The 18678-nt window shown below is 65.0% G+C and carries 23 protein-coding genes; 14 read left to right on the forward strand and 9 right to left on the reverse strand.

The annotated features are described in order from the left end of the window. The first annotated feature begins 2 nt into the window (after positions 1-2). The 5 genes from ACJRPG_RS13570 to ispF are packed head-to-tail and all read left to right on the forward strand — an operon-like array spanning position 3 to position 2802. Entirely contained in the window at positions 3-305 is a 303-nt protein-coding gene (locus tag ACJRPG_RS13570) for a DUF2818 family protein (protein ID WP_408000620.1), read from the forward strand. A gap of 33 nt (positions 306-338) precedes the next feature. Then, entirely contained in the window at positions 339-896 is a 558-nt protein-coding gene (locus ACJRPG_RS13575; protein ID WP_408000621.1) for an NUDIX domain-containing protein, read from the forward strand. Between the two features lie 3 nt (positions 897-899). Next, positions 900-1607: a hypothetical protein gene (locus ACJRPG_RS13580; RefSeq protein WP_408000622.1), complete on the forward strand. Its 708-nt coding sequence runs from the start codon at positions 900-902 to the stop codon at positions 1605-1607. Between the two features lie 2 nt (positions 1608-1609). Beyond that, the gene (gene ispD / locus ACJRPG_RS13585) at positions 1610-2311 is read left to right on the forward strand and encodes a 2-C-methyl-D-erythritol 4-phosphate cytidylyltransferase (RefSeq protein ID WP_408000623.1); all 702 of its coding nucleotides are present in this window, start codon (positions 1610-1612) and stop codon (positions 2309-2311) included. Beyond that, positions 2308-2802, forward strand: a complete 495-nt coding sequence (gene ispF / locus ACJRPG_RS13590; RefSeq protein ID WP_408000624.1) for a 2-C-methyl-D-erythritol 2,4-cyclodiphosphate synthase — start codon at positions 2308-2310, stop codon at positions 2800-2802. Before ispD ends, ispF begins: the two co-directional genes overlap by 4 nt. Here ispF and ACJRPG_RS13595 read toward each other — a convergent pair. After that, on the reverse strand, positions 2780-2953 hold the full coding sequence (locus ACJRPG_RS13595) for a hypothetical protein (RefSeq protein WP_408000625.1): 174 nt from the start codon (positions 2951-2953) through the stop codon (positions 2780-2782). The genes ispF and ACJRPG_RS13595 overlap by 23 nt on opposite strands. Then, complete coding sequence (locus ACJRPG_RS13600; RefSeq protein ID WP_408000626.1) at positions 2946-3254, reverse strand: BrnT family toxin; 309 nt, start codon at positions 3252-3254, stop codon at positions 2946-2948. The genes ACJRPG_RS13595 and ACJRPG_RS13600 overlap by 8 nt, the downstream gene beginning before the upstream one ends. A 102-nt stretch (positions 3255-3356) precedes the next feature. Here ACJRPG_RS13600 and ACJRPG_RS13605 point away from each other — a divergent pair, with 102 nt between their 5' ends. The 3 genes from ACJRPG_RS13605 to ACJRPG_RS13615 are packed head-to-tail and all read left to right on the forward strand — an operon-like array spanning position 3357 to position 4978. After that, entirely contained in the window at positions 3357-3659 is a 303-nt protein-coding gene (locus ACJRPG_RS13605; protein WP_408000627.1) for a hypothetical protein, read from the forward strand. A gap of 8 nt (positions 3660-3667) precedes the next feature. Further along, on the forward strand, positions 3668-4555 hold the full coding sequence (locus ACJRPG_RS13610; protein ID WP_408000628.1) for a hypothetical protein: 888 nt from the start codon (positions 3668-3670) through the stop codon (positions 4553-4555). Positions 4556-4567: 12 nt separating this feature from the next. Continuing rightward, complete coding sequence (locus ACJRPG_RS13615) at positions 4568-4978, forward strand: VOC family protein (protein WP_408000629.1); 411 nt, start codon at positions 4568-4570, stop codon at positions 4976-4978. Here the strand turns inward: ACJRPG_RS13615 and ACJRPG_RS13620 are convergent. The 6 genes from ACJRPG_RS13620 to ACJRPG_RS13645 form a co-directional block, all read right to left on the reverse strand. Further along, entirely contained in the window at positions 4966-7143 is a 2178-nt protein-coding gene (locus ACJRPG_RS13620) for an ATP-binding protein (RefSeq protein ID WP_408000630.1), read from the reverse strand. The genes ACJRPG_RS13615 and ACJRPG_RS13620 overlap by 13 nt on opposite strands. Continuing rightward, entirely contained in the window at positions 7140-7715 is a 576-nt protein-coding gene (locus ACJRPG_RS13625; protein ID WP_408000631.1) for a biliverdin-producing heme oxygenase, read from the reverse strand. The genes ACJRPG_RS13620 and ACJRPG_RS13625 overlap by 4 nt, the downstream gene beginning before the upstream one ends. A gap of 15 nt (positions 7716-7730) precedes the next feature. Beyond that, on the reverse strand, positions 7731-8717 hold the full coding sequence (locus ACJRPG_RS13630) for an FHA domain-containing protein (protein WP_408000632.1): 987 nt from the start codon (positions 8715-8717) through the stop codon (positions 7731-7733). Continuing rightward, positions 8714-10102, reverse strand: coding sequence for a S1 family peptidase (locus ACJRPG_RS13635; RefSeq protein WP_408000633.1), 1389 nt, complete (start codon positions 10100-10102; stop codon positions 8714-8716). The genes ACJRPG_RS13630 and ACJRPG_RS13635 overlap by 4 nt, the downstream gene beginning before the upstream one ends. Before the next feature lie 36 nt (positions 10103-10138). After that, entirely contained in the window at positions 10139-10798 is a 660-nt protein-coding gene (gene ribA, locus ACJRPG_RS13640) for a GTP cyclohydrolase II (RefSeq protein WP_408000634.1), read from the reverse strand. 96 nt (positions 10799-10894) lie between these two features. Continuing rightward, positions 10895-11596, reverse strand: a complete 702-nt coding sequence (locus ACJRPG_RS13645) for a pirin family protein (protein ID WP_408000635.1) — start codon at positions 11594-11596, stop codon at positions 10895-10897. Between the two features lie 141 nt (positions 11597-11737). Between ACJRPG_RS13645 and ACJRPG_RS13650 the strand changes: the two genes are divergently transcribed. The 5 genes from ACJRPG_RS13650 (at position 11738) to ACJRPG_RS13670 (ending at position 17634) form a co-directional block, all read left to right on the forward strand. Beyond that, on the forward strand, positions 11738-12691 hold the full coding sequence (locus tag ACJRPG_RS13650) for a LysR substrate-binding domain-containing protein (RefSeq protein ID WP_408000636.1): 954 nt from the start codon (positions 11738-11740) through the stop codon (positions 12689-12691). A gap of 121 nt (positions 12692-12812) precedes the next feature. After that, the gene (locus ACJRPG_RS13655; RefSeq protein ID WP_408000637.1) at positions 12813-13775 is read left to right on the forward strand and encodes an EAL and HDOD domain-containing protein; all 963 of its coding nucleotides are present in this window, start codon (positions 12813-12815) and stop codon (positions 13773-13775) included. Beyond that, on the forward strand, positions 13768-15921 hold the full coding sequence (locus tag ACJRPG_RS13660; protein WP_408000638.1) for a putative bifunctional diguanylate cyclase/phosphodiesterase: 2154 nt from the start codon (positions 13768-13770) through the stop codon (positions 15919-15921). Before ACJRPG_RS13655 ends, ACJRPG_RS13660 begins: the two co-directional genes overlap by 8 nt. Positions 15922-16009: 88 nt before the next feature. Beyond that, positions 16010-16735 carry a glutathione S-transferase N-terminal domain-containing protein gene (locus ACJRPG_RS13665; RefSeq protein WP_408000639.1) on the forward strand — a complete coding sequence of 242 codons (726 nt, stop codon included), beginning with the start codon at positions 16010-16012 and terminating at the stop codon, positions 16733-16735. Beyond that, entirely contained in the window at positions 16732-17634 is a 903-nt protein-coding gene (locus ACJRPG_RS13670) for a DMT family transporter (protein ID WP_408000640.1), read from the forward strand. The genes ACJRPG_RS13665 and ACJRPG_RS13670 overlap by 4 nt, the downstream gene beginning before the upstream one ends. A 46-nt stretch (positions 17635-17680) precedes the next feature. Here the strand turns inward: ACJRPG_RS13670 and ACJRPG_RS13675 are convergent, their stop codons facing one another. Continuing rightward, entirely contained in the window at positions 17681-18064 is a 384-nt protein-coding gene (locus ACJRPG_RS13675) for a KGG domain-containing protein (RefSeq protein WP_408000641.1), read from the reverse strand. 230 nt (positions 18065-18294) lie between these two features. On the opposite strand from ACJRPG_RS13675, the gene ACJRPG_RS13680 reads away from it, so the two are divergent. Continuing rightward, positions 18295-18678 carry a glutaredoxin domain-containing protein gene (locus tag ACJRPG_RS13680; RefSeq protein WP_408000642.1) on the forward strand — a complete coding sequence of 128 codons (384 nt, stop codon included), beginning with the start codon at positions 18295-18297 and terminating at the stop codon, positions 18676-18678.

Here is an 18678-nt window from a genome sequence, read left to right on the forward strand (position 1 = left end):
CGATGGATGTCGGCGCATCGAGCTGGTTGGTGATACTGCTTGGCTTGGCAGCCGCCAACCTGCCGTTTTTCAATGACAAGGTATTCGCCGCGGTTCCCTGGCGCGCGGGGCGCAAGCCCTTCATCGTGCGCCTGCTGGAACTGACGGCGCTGTACTTTGTGGTGGGCGGCATCGGCCTCGCGCTGGAAGCCCGCATCGGCACCGTGTTCCCGCAGAACTGGGAGTTCTACGCGATCAGCTACTGCCTGTTCCTCGTCTTCGCCTTTCCCGGCTTCGTTGTGCGCTATCTCCGCAAGCGCCACTGATACACTGTCATTTTTGAATTTGAAGGAGCGTGCATGGATGCGCACCTGAAGGAAACCAGGGTCGATGGCGGCCTGGTTTATGACGGCAATTTCCTCAAGGTCCACAAGGACCGCATCAAGCTGCCGAACGGCGCCGAGACCAGCCGCGAATATTTCCGGCATCCGGGCGCGGTGGTGATCATTCCCGTACTGGACGACGGTACCGTGCTGCTGGAACGCCAGTTCCGCTATCCGAACGACCGCGTGTTCATCGAGCTCCCGGCAGGGAAGATCGACAAGGGCGAAGACCCGCTGGCCAGCGCCATCCGCGAGCTGCAGGAAGAAACCGGCTATACCGCGACGGAGTGGGATTTCATTACCACCATCCACAACGCCATTGCCTATTCGGACGAACATCTCGATATCTACCTGGCGCGCGGGCTGGAGAAGGGCGAGCAGAAACTGGACGAGGGCGAGTTCCTCGACGTGTTCACCGCCAGCCTGGACGAGCTGCTGGAGATGGTGCGCACGGGGCAGATCAGCGACGTGAAAACCATTATCGGCATCTTCTGGCTGGACAAGCTGCGTTCCGGGAACTGGAAGCTGGACTGAGCGATGGGGCGCTTGCGCGGCGTGCTGCTGGTGCTGGCGCTCCTGCTGCCGGCGGCCGCGATTGCCGCGCCGCGCACCGCATTCCAGGTCCGCTGCGAGGACACGATCAGCAAGACCGTCTCCGTGCTGTCGGCAAAGCAGAACGGCTACTCGGTCAACACCCAGCTCTCCTACAAGGAGCTGACGGCCATGAAGGGCGTGGCCTCCGCCAATTCCTATGTGCTGGGCCTGACGCGCACCGAATCGCGGGTGCAGATCGCCACCAACGGGCCTATCCTGCAGGACAAGGCCAGCGGCTATGAATGCATTGCGCCGCAGATCATCGTGGAGCTTACCTATGCCCCGGTGAAGGTCTACGTCGGCAGGGAGTTCCCGCAGGGGACTTGCGGGTATGATGTGATCCTGGCGCACGAGATGCGGCATATGCAGACCTATATGGACCACCTGCCGCGTGCGGAAAAGACTGTGCGCGATGCGCTGGCGAAGCGTTTCGGCGGCAAGCCGCTGTACGCGCCGTCCGGCACCGCGCAATCGGCGCTGGCGCACGAGATCAACAGCGGCTGGCTGACCTTCATCAAGGCCGAAATGGCGAAGGTGGAAAGGCTGCAGGCTGCGATCGACACGCCCGCCGAATATGCGCGCCTCGGCAAGATGTGCGGCGGCGAGATCCAGCGGGTATTGAACAGAACACGCCGCCCCGGCGGCAGATAAGCATGAGCAAACAAGACAAACGCCACATTGCCCTGATTCCCGCCGCCGGCGTGGGCGCGCGCATGGCGGCCGGTTCGCCAAAGCAGTACCTGCCGATCGCCGGCAAGCCGATGCTGCGCTACGCAGTGGAAGCCTTCCAGCGCAGCGAACTGATTGCCCACACCTATGTGGTGGTGAGCGCGGAGGACGCGTATATCGGCGGCGTGCTGCCGGCCGGCGAGCCGGGCGTGACGGTGCTGCGCTGCGGGGGCGCTACGCGCATGGAGTCGATCCTGAACGGCTTGCGCGCGGCGCGGGCGCAGATCGGCGACGATGACCTGGTTCTGGTGCATGATGCGGCGCGTCCCGGCCTCACGCCGGGGCTGATCCGCAAACTGATCGAAGAGGCGGGCGGCGAGCCCGCCGGCGGGCTGCTTGCGCTGCCGGTGGTCGATACCGTAAAGAGCACGCGCGGCGGCGGGGTGGCTACCACGCCGCGCGAGGGCCTGTGGCTGGCGCAAACGCCGCAGATGTTCCCTTATGCGCTGCTGGAGCGTGCGCTGGGCGCGGCGGCCGATCCCTCGGCCATTACCGACGATGCCAGTGCCATCGAAGCGCTGGGACTGTCGCCGAAACTGGTGGAAGGCCATCCCCGCAACTTCAAGGTGACGCTGCCGAGCGATATCGGCATCGCTGAAATGTATCTCAAACAGGATCCCGCATGAATCTGCCATTCCGCATCGGACAGGGTTACGACAGCCACCGCCTCGTCGAAGGCCGCAAGCTGATACTGGGCGGGGTGGAGATTCCGCACGACCGCGGCCTGCTGGGCCACTCGGATGCGGATGCGCTGCTGCATGCGATCACGGATGCGATTCTCGGCGCGGCGGCGCTGGGCGACATCGGCAAGCACTTTCCGGATACGGCCGAGGAATTCCGCGGCGCCGATTCGCGCGTGCTGCTGCGCGAGGCTGCGAAGCGCGTGAAGGCAACGGGCTACGACATCGGTAACGTGGACGCCACCATCATCGCGCAGAAGCCGAAGATGGCGCCGCACATCGCCACCATGGTGGCCAACATCGCGGAAGACCTCGGCGTCGCGCCGGGCCAGGTCAACATCAAAGCGAAGACCAACGAAAAACTGGGCTACCTCGGCCGCGAAGAAGGCATCAACGCCGAAGCCGTCGCGCTCCTTATCGTTCGCGCTTCTTCCTAGGCCGGTCCGCGTAAGTTTTTACAGCTTGCAGGAATTCCTTGATCTCTTCGGCGGTGGCCAACCGGTCGCCGTACCGGAATATGCCATGTGCGCCGAAATCATGGGGCAAGCGCGGCGAATCCTCGTCGAAGACGATGTCTTCGTCATCCATCCCTTCCACCCTGGCCCAGTCTGTCAGGTTTTCCGACGCGGTCCCAGAAACGGCGGCTTTCCTGTCGGTCGGCTTTGCGGAACGAGATGACATGAAACCTCCCTTGTGTTTCTGTGTGAACGATCAGCACCACATGGCCGCCTGACAGACCGAATGTCCAATACCGGCGCTCAGGATAATTGTAGCGCCGGTCTTCTTCCATGTACGTAATGCCATCCAGCACCTCCTGCACGAGCGAGAAATCCCATCCGTGCTTCTTCAGGTTGGTGCGCCGCTTTGATTCGTCCCAGGTAATCAGCATTTCAGTGTATGCCCTTGTCGTGGAACTGCAAGCACGATTGTGGGCCGGATCGGCGATGCGGGATTTAATGCGGATCAGCCCGTGGACTGTTACCATAGGGATATGGCAAGGGATATTCATGCATACCGCGAAGTGGCCGTGGAGTCGTTTTACGACGGCGCGCGCGTGCGCGTGCGGCCGATGAATGGGCAGGCCTACCATTCGGGCCTGCGCGTGGATTGTCCGCAGGCCATGCGCGATCCGCAGCGCTACCCGGTCGGCACCTGCTTCAAGGTGCTGGCCAAGCTGACCGACCGCCTCGGCGGCGAACCCTACCTCTACGTCTACCACGGCGATCCCATCGAAGTGCTCACGCCGCAACAAAGCAAAACCTTCCTCGCCGCCTTCCGGCGCGGACGTATCTAGGAGCCCCTATGCGCTACCTCGTGTTCCTGCTGTTCATTTGCGGTTTCGCGCACGCGCAGGAGGAGGCTCTGCCGGCGCCGGAGGAGCTGATGGCGCTGGCCTTCCCGAAATGGACCGATGACAGCGACGGCAGGCTGCAGACCATCAAGGTGAATGCGGTGGCGCGCGGCTGGGCAGGCGCAGGCAAAAGCAGGGCGGCGACCCGCCAGGTCATCGTGCAGCCGAAGTTCGCCACGCGGCTGGGGCCGAAGCGCATCGCGCTGATCGCCACGCTGGCGCCGGCCTACGCGGACGGCACGCCGGATACCTCGCATGCGCAGCCGCTGGGCATCGCCGCCTACATGTTCACGCCGTCAAAGGCAGGCTGGAAGCTCAGCACGCGGCAGGAGCCCTTTGCGCTGCACGGTTTCTTCGGCGCGGCCGATATCAGCGAGCTGCAGCTGGCGCCTGGGCACCCGGCCGTGCTGGCCGAATACGGCAGCTGCTGGCAGGGCTACTGCAACAGCTGGATCACGCTGTACGATTTCGATGCGAAGGGTGTGCGCGCCAAGCCGGCGCTGCAGCAAACCGTCGAGGCGCAGAATACCGGCGCGCTGGCGGGCTGCCCCGGACGCCTTGCAGCGGTGATGCCGACCCTGCGCCCGGTCAGCGACGGCACGGAGGAAGATTTCCGCAAGGCTGATGCGCAGCGCTGCATCTCGGTAAAGGGCGCGGTGCAGGTGGCGCAGGCGGAGCGAGGACCGGGCGATATCACGATTGAATTCACGGGCGGCCGCAGCGAATCCGTACGCGGCGTGCCGCAGCCGGCCGAGGCGGTGGCGCAGAAAATGCGCTTCGTCTACCGTGCGGGAAAATATGAAGTGGAGGCAGGCCGGAATCCAGCGCCTGCATTCTGACAAGGAGACTGGATGATACGCATTCGCGAACTTGACCACATCGTGCTGCGCGTGGTCGATCTCGGCAAGATGGTGAAGTTCTATATGGATGTCCTGGGCTGCACCATGGAGCGCAGGCAGGATGAAATCGGCCTGGTGCAGCTGCGCGCCGGCGCATCGCTGGTGGACCTGGTGCCGGTGGACCAGAAGCTGGGCCGCATGGGCGGGGCGCCGCCGGGCAAGGAGGGGCGCAACGTGGACCATTTCTGCTTCCGCGTGGAGCCTTTCGATGAAGAGGAAATCCGTGCCCACCTCACGCGGCACGGCGTGGAGAACGGCGCGTCCGAATCGCGCTACGGCGCGGAAGGCGAGGGGCCTTCGATCTATATCCAGGACCCCGAAGGCAATACCGTGGAACTGAAGGGCGCTCCTTATCCGGCCTGAGAGGCGAGGGGCAGGGCCACGCTGAAGATGACGTGCGGGGCTTCATAACGGTAGCTGATCTCGCCGCCGTGGCCCTGGACGATATTGGCCGCGATGTACAAGCCCAGGCCCATGCCGGTGCGGTTGGCCGGATTATGCAGCGCCATGCGCTTGAACGGGTTGAACAGCTGCGGCACCAGTTCTTCCGCGATGGGCTGGCCGTGGTTGCGCACTTCGATCCGCACCCCCTGGGCATCGCGCTCCAGCACCAGCATCACCGCCTCGCCTGCGCGCCCATGGTGCCGCGCATTGCTCAGCAGGTTGCTGATGACCTGGGCCAGCCGGTCCGCATCCGCCGTGATCGACACGTCGGGCACAATCGCGGCCTGGTAGTCGACGCCCGGATGCGCGGTGCGCGACTCGTCCAGCAGGTCTTCCGCCATGCGGCTCACATTGACGGGCTGCAGCTGAAGCGCCAGTCCAAGACCGCTTTCCAGCCGGCTCATATCGAGCACCTGGCTGATGAGGCGCTGCATGCGGCCGCTGGAGCGCTCGATGCGCTGGCCGAGGGGATGGCCCTCGCCGCCATGCTGGAGAACCGAGGCCGCCATCGTAATCGACTGCAGCGGATCGCGCAGGTCGTGGCCAAGCATGGCCAGCAGCTGCATGCGCGCGCGTTCCATCTCGGCGTGGCGCACCATGCTGGCGCGGTGCATTTCCCCGAGCAGCTGGTCCGCCACCAGCAGGTGGTCGGCGCTCCAGGGCTCGGCGGTGCCGCGCACCACGTCGAGCCATTCCTCGAAGGAGCCGCGCGGCGTGAGGCGAGGACCCAGGGGGCCGACCTTGACTTCCTTTTCCGGCTTGCCGCCCCAGCGCACGGTTTCCACCTGTTCCTGCCGCAGCGCGAGCAGCCAGCCTTCGGTCGCCGGATCGAAATACAGTCCCAGCAGGCCGACCCAGGGGCCGATCTGTTCGCGTGCATCCCCGGGCCAGGCGTCGCGGCGGCTGCGCTGCAGCAGCTCGTCGCCGCCCGAAGGCAGGGATGCCACGATGGCCGCGGCCTGCGCAGGCGCCAGCGGGCCATGGACATGCAGTTTGCCCTGCTGCGAAAATACCAGCGCTTCGGCGCCGAGCGAGGCGGCCACGCTGTCGGCATGCTGCGCGAGCGCCGCCAGCACATCATCTTCGTGCAGCAGGGTTTCGATGAGATGGGTGCGCATGCCGGCCGCCTGCTCCGTGAGCGCAGAGCGTTCGCGCGCATCGAGCGACTGCACGGTGGCGGCCAGCACCTGCGCCACCACGTCGCAGGCCATGCGGATGGAATAGGGCACCTGCTTGGGCGCCATGTGGTGGCAGGCGACCAGTCCCCATAGACGTCCGTTGACGACAATCGACACGCTCATGGACGCGCCCACGCCCATGTTCTGCAGGTACTCGACATGGATCGGCGATACGCTGCGCAGGATGCAGTGGCTCATGTCCAGCGGCGCACCGCCCATGCCATGGACTGCGACCGGCTGGTAGCCGATATCCGCGATCAGGCGCAGGGTATTGATGGTGTACAGCCGTCGCGCCTGCGCAGGAATATCGCTGGCCGGATAGCGCATGCCGAGATAAGGCCGCAGGCCGGAGCGCACCGCCTCGGCCACCACGTCGCCGCTGTCGTCGTGCCGGAAGCGGTAGGCCATCACGCGGTCGAAACCGGTAATGGCGGCGATCTGTTCCACTGCCAGCTGCAGCAGGGCCGGGATGGCTTTCTGGCGCTTGATCTTGTCGATGGCGCCATGCGCCTTGAGCGCGAAGGCCGCCACTTCGTCGCTGGGCTGGCTGCGCAGTTCGAATTCCGCGATGACCCGCTGGCCGGTGCCGTGCACCACACAGTCGAAGGTGCGGCCCGCCAGCCGCACTTCGGCAGCCGCGGGAGGAACGCCGTCTTCGCCCAGTTCCGCAAGACAGGCGGCGATCAGCGCCAGCGCGTCCGGGCCGAGCTCCAGCGCATCAGCGGGCGCGCCCGGCGCCGGCGCCACGCCCAGCAGGGCAGCGGCGTTGCCGCTCCACTCGCGCAGCATGGCCTTGCCGTCGAAGGCCAGCAGGGCGCCGTGCGGCTGGATGTGGCCTGGAATATGAATCGGTTCATCGGCACAGTTGTCGAGCCCCAGCGGCTGGCTGGGCTGCGCGGCGCTCATGCTGCCGCCTTGTGCAGCGCCAGCAGCGCGTCGAAGGCATCGCAGGCGCCGGCGCATGCCGCTTCGATATCGGCATCGGCGTGGACCTCGGCGCGCAGGGTGCGGATAAAGTGCTGCCAGCGCGGTCCCGGCGCCTGGCCGTCAGCGTGAAGGTAGCGCAGCGGATGCGGCGCAAGGCGGGCGGCAAGCCTGCGGTGCAGCACGGCGCCGCCGAGGCGCGAGCCTTCAATCACATAGCTCACTCCCCAGCGATAGGCGGAAGCGTCGGAAGCGGGGAGCGCGGCGGGCGTGGGGGCGTTTGCGAGCGTACGCTGCGGCATCGCAGGATGCTGCAGGTCGGCGTCGATCATCGGAACATGGGGCGCAGGCGGCAGCAGGGCGCCGTCCTGCGGGCCGTCGCTGAAGCGCGCCTGCCAGGCTTCAATCGGCGCCAGCCATTCACGCAGGAGGTCGAGATGGTCGCGGTAGTCCGCCAGCGTTGGCTCGGCCTGTGCCAATGGCATGTTGCTGTCGAGAATTTCGTGACGGCTGGCAGTGGCCGTGCGCAGTGCGGTGAGGATGTCCTTACTCATGCGGCATTTTACTACTCAATCCTCATCATCCTCGTCCGTTTCGCCATCGCTGGGCATGCGTGCGCGGTCGGCGTCCACCTTGCGTTTCAGGCTGCCGGTCTCCCTGAAGAAGTCGTCCACGCTGTGGTCCGGGCTCTGGCGCAGCGAAGGCGGCATCAGCACCGACATATACAGTTCGTCCGACAGGCGGCCCGTGGTCTGCAGGTTGCTCATCAAGACGAGGCCTGAGCCGAGCGCCATGAAAATGGCGCAGGTGGCCAGGATGCGCCGCGGCGGATGGTGCGGCCGTATGGTGCGCAAGTGGAAGAACACCATGCCGCATACGATCAGCAGGGTCACATGGTTGCCGTAGCGCGTGAATATCTCGGCCGACCAGGCATAGGCCAGCACGGTGCTGAGCACCTTCCAGCCGCCGATCACGACCAGGCCTGCGCCGAGAATGAACAGGTGGCGCCCCAGCCGCGCATGGCCGCCGAACAGGCGGTTCGTTACGGCCCAGATGGCGCTCCACAGCAGGCCCGCGCCGAGGCCGGACGCAATCGTCAGCAGGTAGCGGATGGCCTGGAAGGATTCGGTATCGGACAGCGCTTCTTCCACGCCGATGAAGAGGGCGATCAGCGCCAGCCCGGCCACGGCGGGCGCGCCGCCTTCCCAGGCATGCATGGTGGTGTCGGTGACTTCTTCCGGCACCGGGAAATCGGCGCTGCGGATGCGCAGCCGCGTATGGCCCAGCCGCACGATGGTGCTGCCGGCCAGCGGCAGGCTGTGATGGCGCTTGCCCTGGAAGATGATGCCGTTCTGGCTCCCCAGGTCGCGCAGCACCAGGCCGTCTTCACCTTCGGCCTGCTCCACCACGGCGTGATGCGGCGCGGTGTGCGCATCGTCCAGGATGATGTCGTTGTCGTAGGCGCGGCCGATGCGCAGCGGCAGCGCCTCGCCGCGGTAGCGGTGCAGCACGTCGCCGTTACGGGACAGCAGTTCGACGAAGTAAGGCGGCTTCATTTGCCGTCCTCGCGCGCCAGGGATTCCATGAAGGCGCGCGCGGCCCGCATGCCGTTTTCATAGGACACGCCACGCGCGTCCAGGCGGCTTTGCAGGTTCATCAGGCTGTCGTCGGTGCTCGCCGTGAGCAGGGAGAAGTCGTACAGGCCGGGGAACTTCTTGTAGGCGCGCACGCACATCACGGCGCGCATCGGCATGGTCCTGTTCTTCACGAATTCTTCGGTGCAGGACGGCGGCGTCATGCGGCTGTCCTTGTAGCTGCCGAAGGATTCGTTCTTGAAGGAGAGGCTGGAGAGCTGGGCGAAGCGGATCGCATCCAGCCCGGTGCTGCGCATGAACTGGTGGCGGATGGCGATCTGGCCGGTCTGCATGGTGCCGGACACGAAGATCGCGGACTCCATCGCGCAGTTGGTGTTATCGACGGCGAAGGCTTTCTCGCCGCGCACATTGGAACGCCCCCAGCAGCGCATCTGTTCCGTTTCGCGCACCGGCACCTGGTAGGGGCCCATCTGCTTGTGCGCCATCGGGCCGGACAGCAGCTGGTCCACCATGGCACGCTGGTGCGCCAGCAGCTGCTGGGTGACGATCGCGGTAAAGTCGGCCGGGCCTTTGGCGTCGGGGGCCACGCGCTTCAGCAGTTCCTGCGCATAGCGGATCGGCACCAGGAAGCTCACCAGTTCGCCGTCCAGGCGCTTGGAGACGTTCACGCCCGCCACTTCGCCGTCGGCGGTCACGCTGGGGCCGCCGCTCATGCCGGAGTTGATCGGGCCGGTGAACATCAGCTGGTCGTAGAAGCTGCGCGAGATCACGCCGTTATAGGCGCCTTCCGAAATCGCGAAGCCGAGGTCGAGCGGATTGCCCAGCGAGTACAGGTACTGGCCCTGCGTGAGGCGCACCTCGCGCTCGGGAATCTTGAAGAAGCCGGTGCCGTAGCGGTTCACCCGCACCACGGCCAGGTCGTGCAGCACGTCCACCGCCAGCAGTTCGATATTGCCGCGCTGGCCCGCCGTGTCCACCCATTCGCCGGTATAGGTTTCCGGGTCAAGGGCGAACTGCGACACCACGTGGTAATTGGTCAGCACGAGATTCGAGGTGCCCACCAGGAAGCCGGAGCCCACCGAGGACTGGGTGCGGCCGCTTTTCAGCAGCGAACGCACCTGCAGCAGGTCTTTCTTGGCATTCTGGTAGAGCTTCTGCGCCGCGCTCGATGGCGGGGGCAGGGGCGCACTGTCATCCTGGACGGCAGCGGTCGCGCGCGGCGGGGCCGAGGTCGGCAGGCCGGACTGGGGCGATGCGGGAGGAGTTGTAGCGGGCTGCCGCGCCGCGAAGGCGCCGGTGCAGCCCCAAGTTAAGGTCAACGCCAGGACAAGCTTGTTAAATTTCATGCAATCCACACCTGAATGAGTCAGGTGCAGTGTACATTACTGTTCGCCATCTCCGGTAGCACTTGCGGTGATGGGCGTCATCATGTGGCCGAGCTTGGCCGCCTTGGTGTTCAGGTAGTGCTGGTTGAACTTGTTGCGGTTGACCAGCAGGGGCACGCGCTCGGCGACCGGAATGCCCAGCTTCTCCATGGCGGCGATCTTGCGCGGGTTGTTCGTCATCAGCTTGAGCGAAGCCACGCCGAACTGTTTCAGCATGGGCTCCACCAGGCCGTAGCTGCGCTGGTCAGGCTTGAAGCCGAGCTGCTCATTGGCCTGCACGGTATCCGCGCCCGCTTCCTGCAGGCGGTAGGCGCGCATCTTGTTGATCAGGCCGATGCCGCGGCCTTCCTGGCGCAGGTAAAGCAGCACGCCGCGGCCTTCCTGGGCGATGCGCCGCAGGGCGCCTTCGAGCTGGGCGCCGCAGTCGCAGCGCTGGGAGAACAGCACGTCGCCGGTCAGGCATTCGCTGTGCACGCGGGCCAGTACCGGCTGGCCGTCGCCGATATCGCCCAGCACCATGGCCAGGTGCTCCTTGCCGGTGGAATGCTCGACGAAGGCGTGCAGCGTGAACTGCGCCCACGGCGTGGGCAGGGCGCAGGACGTGACATAGTCCAGGTCCAGTTCTTCTTTGGCAGGAATTTCTGCGAGGGGCTGCATGGCGTGCTCTTCTACGGTAATCACTAAGCACTCAATCATAACAAATAAGCGCAAACGGCAGGGGAGACCCCCTGCCGCTGCTCATTACGCTGCTCATTAATAAGGCAGGTCGAAGAGCAATACCTCGGCAGCTTCGGCCTTCGCCAGCGAAACGGCGCTTTCTGCCGTGATCTTCAGCGCATCGCCGCCTTTCAGCTCCACGCCATTGACCGTGACCACGCCGCGCACCACGTGGACATAAGCGGTGCGGCCGGCTGCCAGCTTGTGTTCCAGCGCATCGCTGCCATTCATGATGGTGGCGTAGATGGACGCATCCTGGTGGATCAGCACCGAGCCGTCGCGCCCGTCATCCGAAGCGATCAGGCGCAGCTGGCCGGTTTTGCTTTCCGGCGTGAAGTGCTTTTCCTCATAGCTGGGCGGAATGCCGGTTTCGGCCGGTTCGATCCAGATCTGCAGGAAATGCACGCCTTCGGTCTTCGAGTGGTTGAACTCGCTGTGCCGCACGCCGGTGCCTGCGCTCATGCGCTGCACGTCGCCATAGTGCAGCACGGAACCGGTGCCCAGGCTGTCCTTGTGCTCCAGTGCGCCGTCCAGCACATAGGAAATGATTTCCATGTCGCGGTGGCCGTGGGTGCCGAAGCCCTGGCCCGGCATCACCTTGTCTTCGTTAATCACCAGCAGGGGACCGAAACCGGTGTGTTTCGGGTCGAAGTAGTGGCCGAAGGAGAAGGTGTGGCGGGAATCCAGCCAGCCGTGGTTGGCAACGCCGCGTTCTTCACTTTTACGAATCTGCAACATGATGGAACTCCTTTTCTGTGTAATGTGCGATGGAATCGAAGGGTTTTTCCTTGCCATTCCCGCTTGGATGAAGCACAGTATAGGCCGTCCGGTCCGTTTCAAAAAACGGAAAATTTGCCCCGTTACTGTCGAAAAAATCGAATGCTCAGATTAAGCCTTGAAGCCCTGCAGATCGTGGATGCGATCGACCGCCGTGGTTCCTTCTCCGCCGCCGGCAAGGAGCTGCACCGGGTGCCCTCGACCATTTCCTATACCGTGAGCAAGCTGGAGGATGACCTGGGGGTGCAGGTCTTCGAGCGCAACGGCCCGCGCGTGGAGCTGACCAAGGCCGGGCGGGAGCTGCTGAAAGAGGGGCGCTACCTGCTGAAGGCGGCGCAGGACCTGGAGCACCGGGTGCGCCGCGTGGCGTCGGGCTGGGAGACCGAACTGGCCGTGGGCATCGATTCCATGTTCTCGGCGGCCGCCTTCGACGGCGACGTGCGCGCCTTTTACGAGGTGGCGCAGCAGACCCGGCTGCGCATCGTGCAGGAGGCGCTGTCCGGCACCTGGGAGGCGCTGCTGGACCGGCGTGTGGACCTGATCGTGGGGGCGCCCGGCGACGGTCCGGCAGGCGGCGGCTATGTGTCCGAGCCGATCGGCAGCCTGAGCTGGGTATTCGCCGTGGCGCCTCATCATCCGCTGGCCGCCGTGGAGCGCAAGCTGGGGCGCAGCGAGCTGCAGCATCACCGCGCCGTCGTCATGTCCGATTCCGCGCGGCAGATGGCGCCGCGCACGGTCGGGCTGTTGCTGGGACAGGACACGCTGACCGTGCCCAGCATGGCAGCCAAATACCAGTACCAGCTGTCGGGCCTGGGCTTCGGCTTCCTGCCCGAGCAGTGCGCCCGCGCCGCCATCGCCCGCGGCCTGCTGGTGGAGAAGCAGGTGGAGGAGCCCAAGCCGGACGAAACCTTCTACCTGGCATGGCGCAGCGGCGAAACCGGCGCGGCGCTGGAATGGTGGATCAAGCGCATGCGGCGCGAAGGCCTGTTCCACTGCCTGTGCCAGCATTTGCCGGGCGCCGCGCCGCTTGATGTGGCGCAAGAGAATGTGGCGTGACGGTGATTTCTTGGTGACAATGTCATGACAATCTGTTGACTCTCGCCAATTGATTCGGAGTACCATAGCAGGCATCAAGCAAGCCCTGTTATATCCTCCCGGAAATGCCCGAATGAATGCCATGAATCCTATTCCTCCCGTCTTCCTGCAACTGCTCGCCGACCGCAACGGTATCCCCGCGGGACTGGTCTTTTCCGGTGCGCAAGATGCCTGCGAACTGCCGGAAGAACTGGCCGAGCTGGCCACCAGGCTGCCCTGCCATTTCAGGGAACAGGTGTCCGAAGCGCTGGCTGAAGAACTGGAGCAGGCCGGCTGGCGCCGCCTGCCGGTGGAGCAGGTGCTGCGCGCCGACAGTCCTTTCGACAAGAACCTGCCGCCGAACGTGGCCTGGGTGGAAGGCGACTGGCCGCTGGCCCCGCCGGCCAAGCCGGTCGGCAACCAGGCGGCCTCGCGCGCGCTGGCCCTGCAGCTGGTGGCGCTGGTGACAAACGACGCGGACACCCACGAAATCGAAGCGCTGCTGCGGCGCGATCCGACCCTGTCCTATCATCTGCTGAAGCTGGTGAACTCGCTCGGCATGGGCACCGGCCGCCGCGTTACGAGTTTCTCTCAGGCAATCCTGATCCTCGGCCGCCAGCAGCTGCGCCGCTGGCTCAACCTCATGCTGTTTGCCGCCCGCGAAGGCGATGTGCGCTCGGCCATGCTGCTGGCCCGCGTGTCGGTGCGCGCGCGCTCGATGGAGCTGCTGGCGCGCGAAACAGGGCTGGACAAGTACAACCAGGAACAGGCTTTCATGGTCGGCATGTTCTCGCTGCTGGGCGTGCTGTTCGGCATGCCGCTGAACGAAGTCCTGGCCCCGCTGAACATCGGGGACGCGGCACAGCAGGCCCTGCTGAACAAGGAAGGAGAATTGGGTACACTGCTGGCGCTGGTGGAAGCTGCCGAGCAGGGCGATTTTGCTGCCGTGCTTGCCGGACTGGACGCGGTGCAGCTGTCCACGGCAGAATTCAATGCAATGATTGCCGAAGCCAACCTGTGGATGCTGAACGTGACGAGCGATGTGACAGGCAGGGCCAATGCTTGACAATGCGATAGAGCGCTGCCTGGCCCTGAGCCGGGAGGCCCGCGTACAGCAGGGCGAGGCGCTCACGCAAACACTGGCTTCCCTCGAGGAAGCCCTGGCCGGTTTACGCGCGCTCCCTGCGGCGATGGCCCACGGCGCCGCGCCGGACGCGGAAATGGAACTCGACCTGGCCGGCTATGTCACCAGCTGGAACCGCGGCGCCGAAAGCCTGTTCGGCTACACCGCGCAGGAAGCCATCGGCCAGCACATTCTTTTCCTGTATACGGATGACGATGAGGAGGGCAATATCGCCGAACTGTTCATCGAATCCGGCAGCGACGGCGTGGAAGTACGGCGCCGCAAGAAGTCCGGCGACGTTATCTGGGTCAAGCTGGCCATCTCCCTGATGCATGACGAGAGCGAAGAGCCGACCGGCATGCTGGTGCGGCTGCGCCAGGTGAACGAGGCGCTCACGCACCAGGAGAAGGTGAACCTGCATGCCCGCATCATCGAGGACAGCGACCAGGGCGTGCTGATTACGGATTCGAACGAGCGCATCGTCTCCATCAACGGCGCCTTTACCCGCATCACCGGCTACACGATGGCCGAGGCCATCGGCCAGACGCCGGACCTGCTGCGCTCCGGCGTGCACGATGCGGAATTTCGCGCCAAGGTGCGCGGCGCCATGAAGGGCGCGGGCCCATGGCGCGGCGAGATCGTGGGCAAGCGCAAGAACGGCGAACTGTTCCCGCAATCCGTCACCATCTCCGTGGTGCGCGACGATGCGGGCAATATCACGCACACCTTCTCCCTGTTCTCCGACATCAGCGTGCACAAGGACGCCGAAGCGCGCATGCAGCGCATGGCGAACTACGACAGCCTTACCGGCCTGCCGAACCAGGGCCTGCTGCTGCAGCTGCTGGGCCAGGCCATGGCCGAAGCGCGCCGCAGCCACGCGCACGGCGCGCTGGTGGTGGTGGAGATTGCGCGCCTCGGCGCCATCAGCGACACGCTGGGGCATGAAGTGGGCAATGCGGTCATCGTGGAAATCGGCCGCATGTTCCGGCTCAAGCTGCGCGAGGGCGACATCCTGGCGCGGCTCGATGGCAGCAAGTTCGCCGTGGCGCTGCCGCAGATCGAAAAGCGCGAGCATGCGGCGCTGGTGGCGCGCAAGCTGGTTGAAGCGCTGTCGGCGCCGATCGCGATCGGCTCGCACAGTTTGCAGGTCGGTGCAAACGTTGGCATAGCGGTGTACCCGGAAGATGCGCAGGATGCGCACACCCTGCTGCGCGGCGCCGAGGTGGCGACGGCGAAAGCGGGGCAGGGCATGGATGCCTCGCTGCTGTTCTACAGCGAGGAGATGAACCAGCGCGCCAAGGAACACCTGCGCATCGAGAGCGAGCTGCGCGACGCGCTCGCGAACGATGAGCTGCTGCTGTACTACCAGCCCAAAGTGAGCTTGCGCAGCGGCCGCATCGTAGGCGCCGAAGCGCTGCTGCGCTGGCGCCATCCGGTGCGCGGCCTGGTGTCGCCCGGCGTCTTCATTCCGGTGGCGGAAGAGACCGGCCTTATTCTCGAACTGGGCAACTGGGTGGTGGAAGAAGCCTGCCGCCAGATCCGCGAATGGAAGGACGCCAACCTGATCATGCCGCCGATCGCCGTCAACCTCTCGGCACGCCAGTTCGACCGCGCGCTGCCGGAACGCATGGCCGAAGTGCTGGAGCGGCACCAGGTGCATCCCGAACAGATCATGCTGGAGATTACGGAGAGCCTGCTGGTGCGCGGCGCCGAGACGGTGATCGCCATCATGAACGAGCTGGTGGCCATGGGCCTGGCGCTGGCGCTGGACGATTTCGGCACCGGCTATTCCAGCCTTGCCTACCTGAAGAAATTCCCGATCAGCACGTTGAAGATCGACCGCGCCTTCGTGGTCGGCCTGCCGTATGAAGAGAACGACTGCGCCATCGCGCGCGCCATCGTCACCATGGCCCAGCAGCTGCGCCAGGAGATCGTGGCCGAGGGCGTGGAAACCGTCGAGCAGATGGCCTTCCTGCGCGAGCTGGGCTGCGACCAGCTGCAGGGCTACCTGTTCAGCCAGCCGGTCTCCGCGGCCGATTTCGAGCGCATGCTACGCGAAGGCAAACGCCTGGCTTTCGGCTCGCGCTGATCTGGCTCCATCAAACTCCCCATAGCTGGCTCTTTTGTGGGGCCACGCAGCACGGCAGAATGTCCCTCACTGGAATGAAAGGGACATCATGCTCGACCTCTACTACGCGCCCACGCCGAACGGCCAAAAACTGCGCGTCTACCTCGAAGAAGCCGGCCTGCCATACCGCCTGCTGACGGTCAGCCTGAGCAAGGGCGAGCAGCACGCGCCGGAATTCCGCCGCATTGCGCCGAACGGGAAAATCCCCGCGCTGGTGGACCGCGCGCCGGTGGGCGGTGGGGAGGCGGTAAACGTGTTCGAATCCGGCGCTATCCTGCTCTACCTGGCGGAGAAAACCGGCTTCGGCCTGCCGTGGCAGGCCCGCGCGCGTAACGAAGCGCTGCAGTGGCTGTTCTGGCAGATGGCCGGGCTGGGGCCGATGGCAGGGCAGGCGGGCTACTTCCGCGTGTATGCCGGGGAAACAGTGCCCTTCGCCATCGAGCGCTACACGCGCGAAACGGCGCGCCTGTACGGCGTGCTCGACAGGCAGCTGGCAGGCCGCGACTTCATCGCCGGCGAGTACTCCATTGCCGACATGGCCTGCTATCCCTGGATCGTGCCGCACGCGGCCCACGGCCAGCAGTTGGCCCAGTTCCCCAACCTGGCGCGCTGGTTCGACGCCCTCAGCCGGCGCCCGGCCGTCCAGCGCGCGTATGCAGGCGTGGCCGACGTCTACGCCGCCAAAGGCGCCCCAGTCCAAATAGCCAAGCCCGTGTCCACCTTGGGGTCAGACCCCAAGGTGGACACGGGCTGTGCAGGAAGGGGGATGCCATGAGGCGGAGTGATATGCTGAGCCTGGTATTGGTGGCCGCGATCTGGGGCGCATCTTATCTGTTCATCCGCGTGGCGGCGCCGGAGTTCGGTCCGCTTGCCATGGCCGGCGTGCGCGCGCTGCTGGCTTCCCTGCTGATGCTGCCGCTGCTGCTGTGGCGCGGGCTGGGCGCCGACCTGCTCCAGCATTGGAAGGGCATTGCGCTGGTGGGACTGACGAATGTGGCGTTGCCGTTTGTGTTCTTCAACTACGCCGCGCTCAGCATCTCTGCCGGCTTGTCGTCGATTCTCAGCTCGACCACGCCCCTGTTTGCGGCCCTCATCGGCGCACTGTGGCTGGGTGAAACGCTGAGCCGCCTGCGCATGGCGGGCCTGGCCATCGGTTTCGCCGGCGTCTTCCTGCTGGTGGCCGACAAGCTGCACATGCAGCACGGCATGCTGGCGACACTGCTCGCTGCGCTGGCCTGCCTTGGCGCCACGCTGCTGTATGGCTTTACCGGAAACTTCATGCGCAAACACCTGTCCACCGCAGGGCCGATGACCATTGCCGCCGGCAGCCAGTTCTTCGCACTGGCCTATCTGGCACTGCCGACCGCATTCACCTGGCCCGCGCAGCAGCCTTCGCTGCACGCATGGGGCGCACTGCTGGCGCTTGCTGCGCTGTGCACCACTTTTGCTTACGTGCTGTTCTACGGACTGATTGCACGGCTCGGCGCCAGCCGCGCCATGAGTTCGCTGTTCATGATCCCGGCCTTCGGCGTGCTGTGGGGCACGCTCTTCCTGAACGAGCAGTTCACGCTCAAGATGGCGCTGAGCTGCGCCGTCATCCTGTTCGGCTGCGCGCTGACCAGCGGCCTCCTCACGCTCCCGCCGCTGCAGCGCCCAATGCAAAAGCCGCTCTGAAAAGAGCGGCTTTCGATGCGGCGCCCGGGCGCCACCCGACTAGCGCTTAGCGCTTGTCGTCGTTCTTGTGGCTTTGACGGCCGGCCTGTGCGTGCTGCTCAGGCGTACCACCGCGGGTGCCGCCGCCGCTGCCTGCATTGTTGCCGCCACTGCCACCGCCGCTGGAGCCGCCCGAGCCGCTCTGGCGGTTGCCGTCGTTCTTGTGGCTCATGGAGCCGGCTTTACGCGCTTCTTCCGAAGTGAACTCATGCGCATTGCCGGAGGCGTGTGCTGCCTTGCCGCCTTCGGAGGCGATTTCGCGCTGGCGTTCCGGATCCATGGAAGCGAAACCGCGGTTGCTGGTGTCGCCGCCACCCTGGTTGCCGCCCTGGCCGGACTGGTTGTTGCCGCCGCGACCGCCTTGATTGTTGCCTTGATTCGATGATGCCATGATTCTCTCCTTAATAGTTTGGAACATTGCACATCCTTTACCGGACCTGTTATCACAAGCATTGCGCCGTGCAAGTCAGGTAAAGGAGCGACCATGGTAGTCGCGAGCTCTGAACACTTTAATAAGAAATCAGGAGAGTGTGCTGTAGGACAAAGGCCAAGTGAAAAGTAACACAGCAGTTCTAAGATGTCACAATTGTATGCCTGCTTGCAGCGCGTTACACTGCATGCATGAGCGACCCACAACGACCCCTTCTTCCCCCGGCGCAGGTACATCCTGCGCTGCCCGCACGCATGGCGCGCTACCAGTCCGACATTCTTGACGAGGTGCGCTCGGCCATCAGCCAGCAAGCTGTCGTGGTGGTGGGCATGAAGCAGAATCCCTTTCCCCGCAAGGCGCGCAAGCTGCTGGAGCAGGCCGGCATCGCCTACACCTACCTCGGCTACGGCAGCTACTTCAGCCAGTGGCGCCGCCGCCTGGCGCTGAAGATGTGGGCCGGCTGGCCGACCTTCCCGATGATCTTCGTGCACGGCGTTCTGATCGGCGGAGCCACCGAACTGGAGCGCCTGATGGAAAGCGGCGAACTGGCGGCGCTGCTGGCGAAAGGCCGATAG

It is taken from the genome of Pseudoduganella rhizocola, assembly GCF_045984285.3.
Lineage (GTDB): Bacteria > Pseudomonadota > Gammaproteobacteria > Burkholderiales > Burkholderiaceae_D > Rugamonas.

Coding starts and splice junctions, on each gene's coding strand:
- ACJRPG_RS13570 (WP_408000620.1), top strand. CDS start 3: ATGGATGTCGGCGCATCGAGCTGGTTGGTGATACTGCTTGGCTTGGCA.
- ACJRPG_RS13575 (WP_408000621.1), top strand. CDS start 339: ATGGATGCGCACCTGAAGGAAACCAGGGTCGATGGCGGCCTGGTTTAT.
- ACJRPG_RS13580 (WP_408000622.1), top strand. CDS start 900: ATGGGGCGCTTGCGCGGCGTGCTGCTGGTGCTGGCGCTCCTGCTGCCG.
- ispD (WP_408000623.1), top strand. CDS start 1,610: ATGAGCAAACAAGACAAACGCCACATTGCCCTGATTCCCGCCGCCGGC.
- ispF (WP_408000624.1), top strand. CDS start 2,308: ATGAATCTGCCATTCCGCATCGGACAGGGTTACGACAGCCACCGCCTC.
- ACJRPG_RS13595 (WP_408000625.1), bottom strand. CDS start 2,953: ATGGATGACGAAGACATCGTCTTCGACGAGGATTCGCCGCGCTTGCCC.
- ACJRPG_RS13600 (WP_408000626.1), bottom strand. CDS start 3,254: ATGCTGATTACCTGGGACGAATCAAAGCGGCGCACCAACCTGAAGAAG.
- ACJRPG_RS13605 (WP_408000627.1), top strand. CDS start 3,357: ATGGCAAGGGATATTCATGCATACCGCGAAGTGGCCGTGGAGTCGTTT.
- ACJRPG_RS13610 (WP_408000628.1), top strand. CDS start 3,668: ATGCGCTACCTCGTGTTCCTGCTGTTCATTTGCGGTTTCGCGCACGCG.
- ACJRPG_RS13615 (WP_408000629.1), top strand. CDS start 4,568: ATGATACGCATTCGCGAACTTGACCACATCGTGCTGCGCGTGGTCGAT.
- ACJRPG_RS13620 (WP_408000630.1), bottom strand. CDS start 7,143: ATGAGCGCCGCGCAGCCCAGCCAGCCGCTGGGGCTCGACAACTGTGCC.
- ACJRPG_RS13625 (WP_408000631.1), bottom strand. CDS start 7,715: ATGAGTAAGGACATCCTCACCGCACTGCGCACGGCCACTGCCAGCCGT.
- ACJRPG_RS13630 (WP_408000632.1), bottom strand. CDS start 8,717: ATGAAGCCGCCTTACTTCGTCGAACTGCTGTCCCGTAACGGCGACGTG.
- ACJRPG_RS13635 (WP_408000633.1), bottom strand. CDS start 10,102: ATGAAATTTAACAAGCTTGTCCTGGCGTTGACCTTAACTTGGGGCTGC.
- ribA (WP_408000634.1), bottom strand. CDS start 10,798: ATGCAGCCCCTCGCAGAAATTCCTGCCAAAGAAGAACTGGACCTGGAC.
- ACJRPG_RS13645 (WP_408000635.1), bottom strand. CDS start 11,596: ATGTTGCAGATTCGTAAAAGTGAAGAACGCGGCGTTGCCAACCACGGC.
- ACJRPG_RS13650 (WP_408000636.1), top strand. CDS start 11,738: ATGCTCAGATTAAGCCTTGAAGCCCTGCAGATCGTGGATGCGATCGAC.
- ACJRPG_RS13655 (WP_408000637.1), top strand. CDS start 12,813: ATGAATCCTATTCCTCCCGTCTTCCTGCAACTGCTCGCCGACCGCAAC.
- ACJRPG_RS13660 (WP_408000638.1), top strand. CDS start 13,768: ATGCTTGACAATGCGATAGAGCGCTGCCTGGCCCTGAGCCGGGAGGCC.
- ACJRPG_RS13665 (WP_408000639.1), top strand. CDS start 16,010: ATGCTCGACCTCTACTACGCGCCCACGCCGAACGGCCAAAAACTGCGC.
- ACJRPG_RS13670 (WP_408000640.1), top strand. CDS start 16,732: ATGAGGCGGAGTGATATGCTGAGCCTGGTATTGGTGGCCGCGATCTGG.
- ACJRPG_RS13675 (WP_408000641.1), bottom strand. CDS start 18,064: ATGGCATCATCGAATCAAGGCAACAATCAAGGCGGTCGCGGCGGCAAC.
- ACJRPG_RS13680 (WP_408000642.1), top strand. CDS start 18,295: ATGAGCGACCCACAACGACCCCTTCTTCCCCCGGCGCAGGTACATCCT.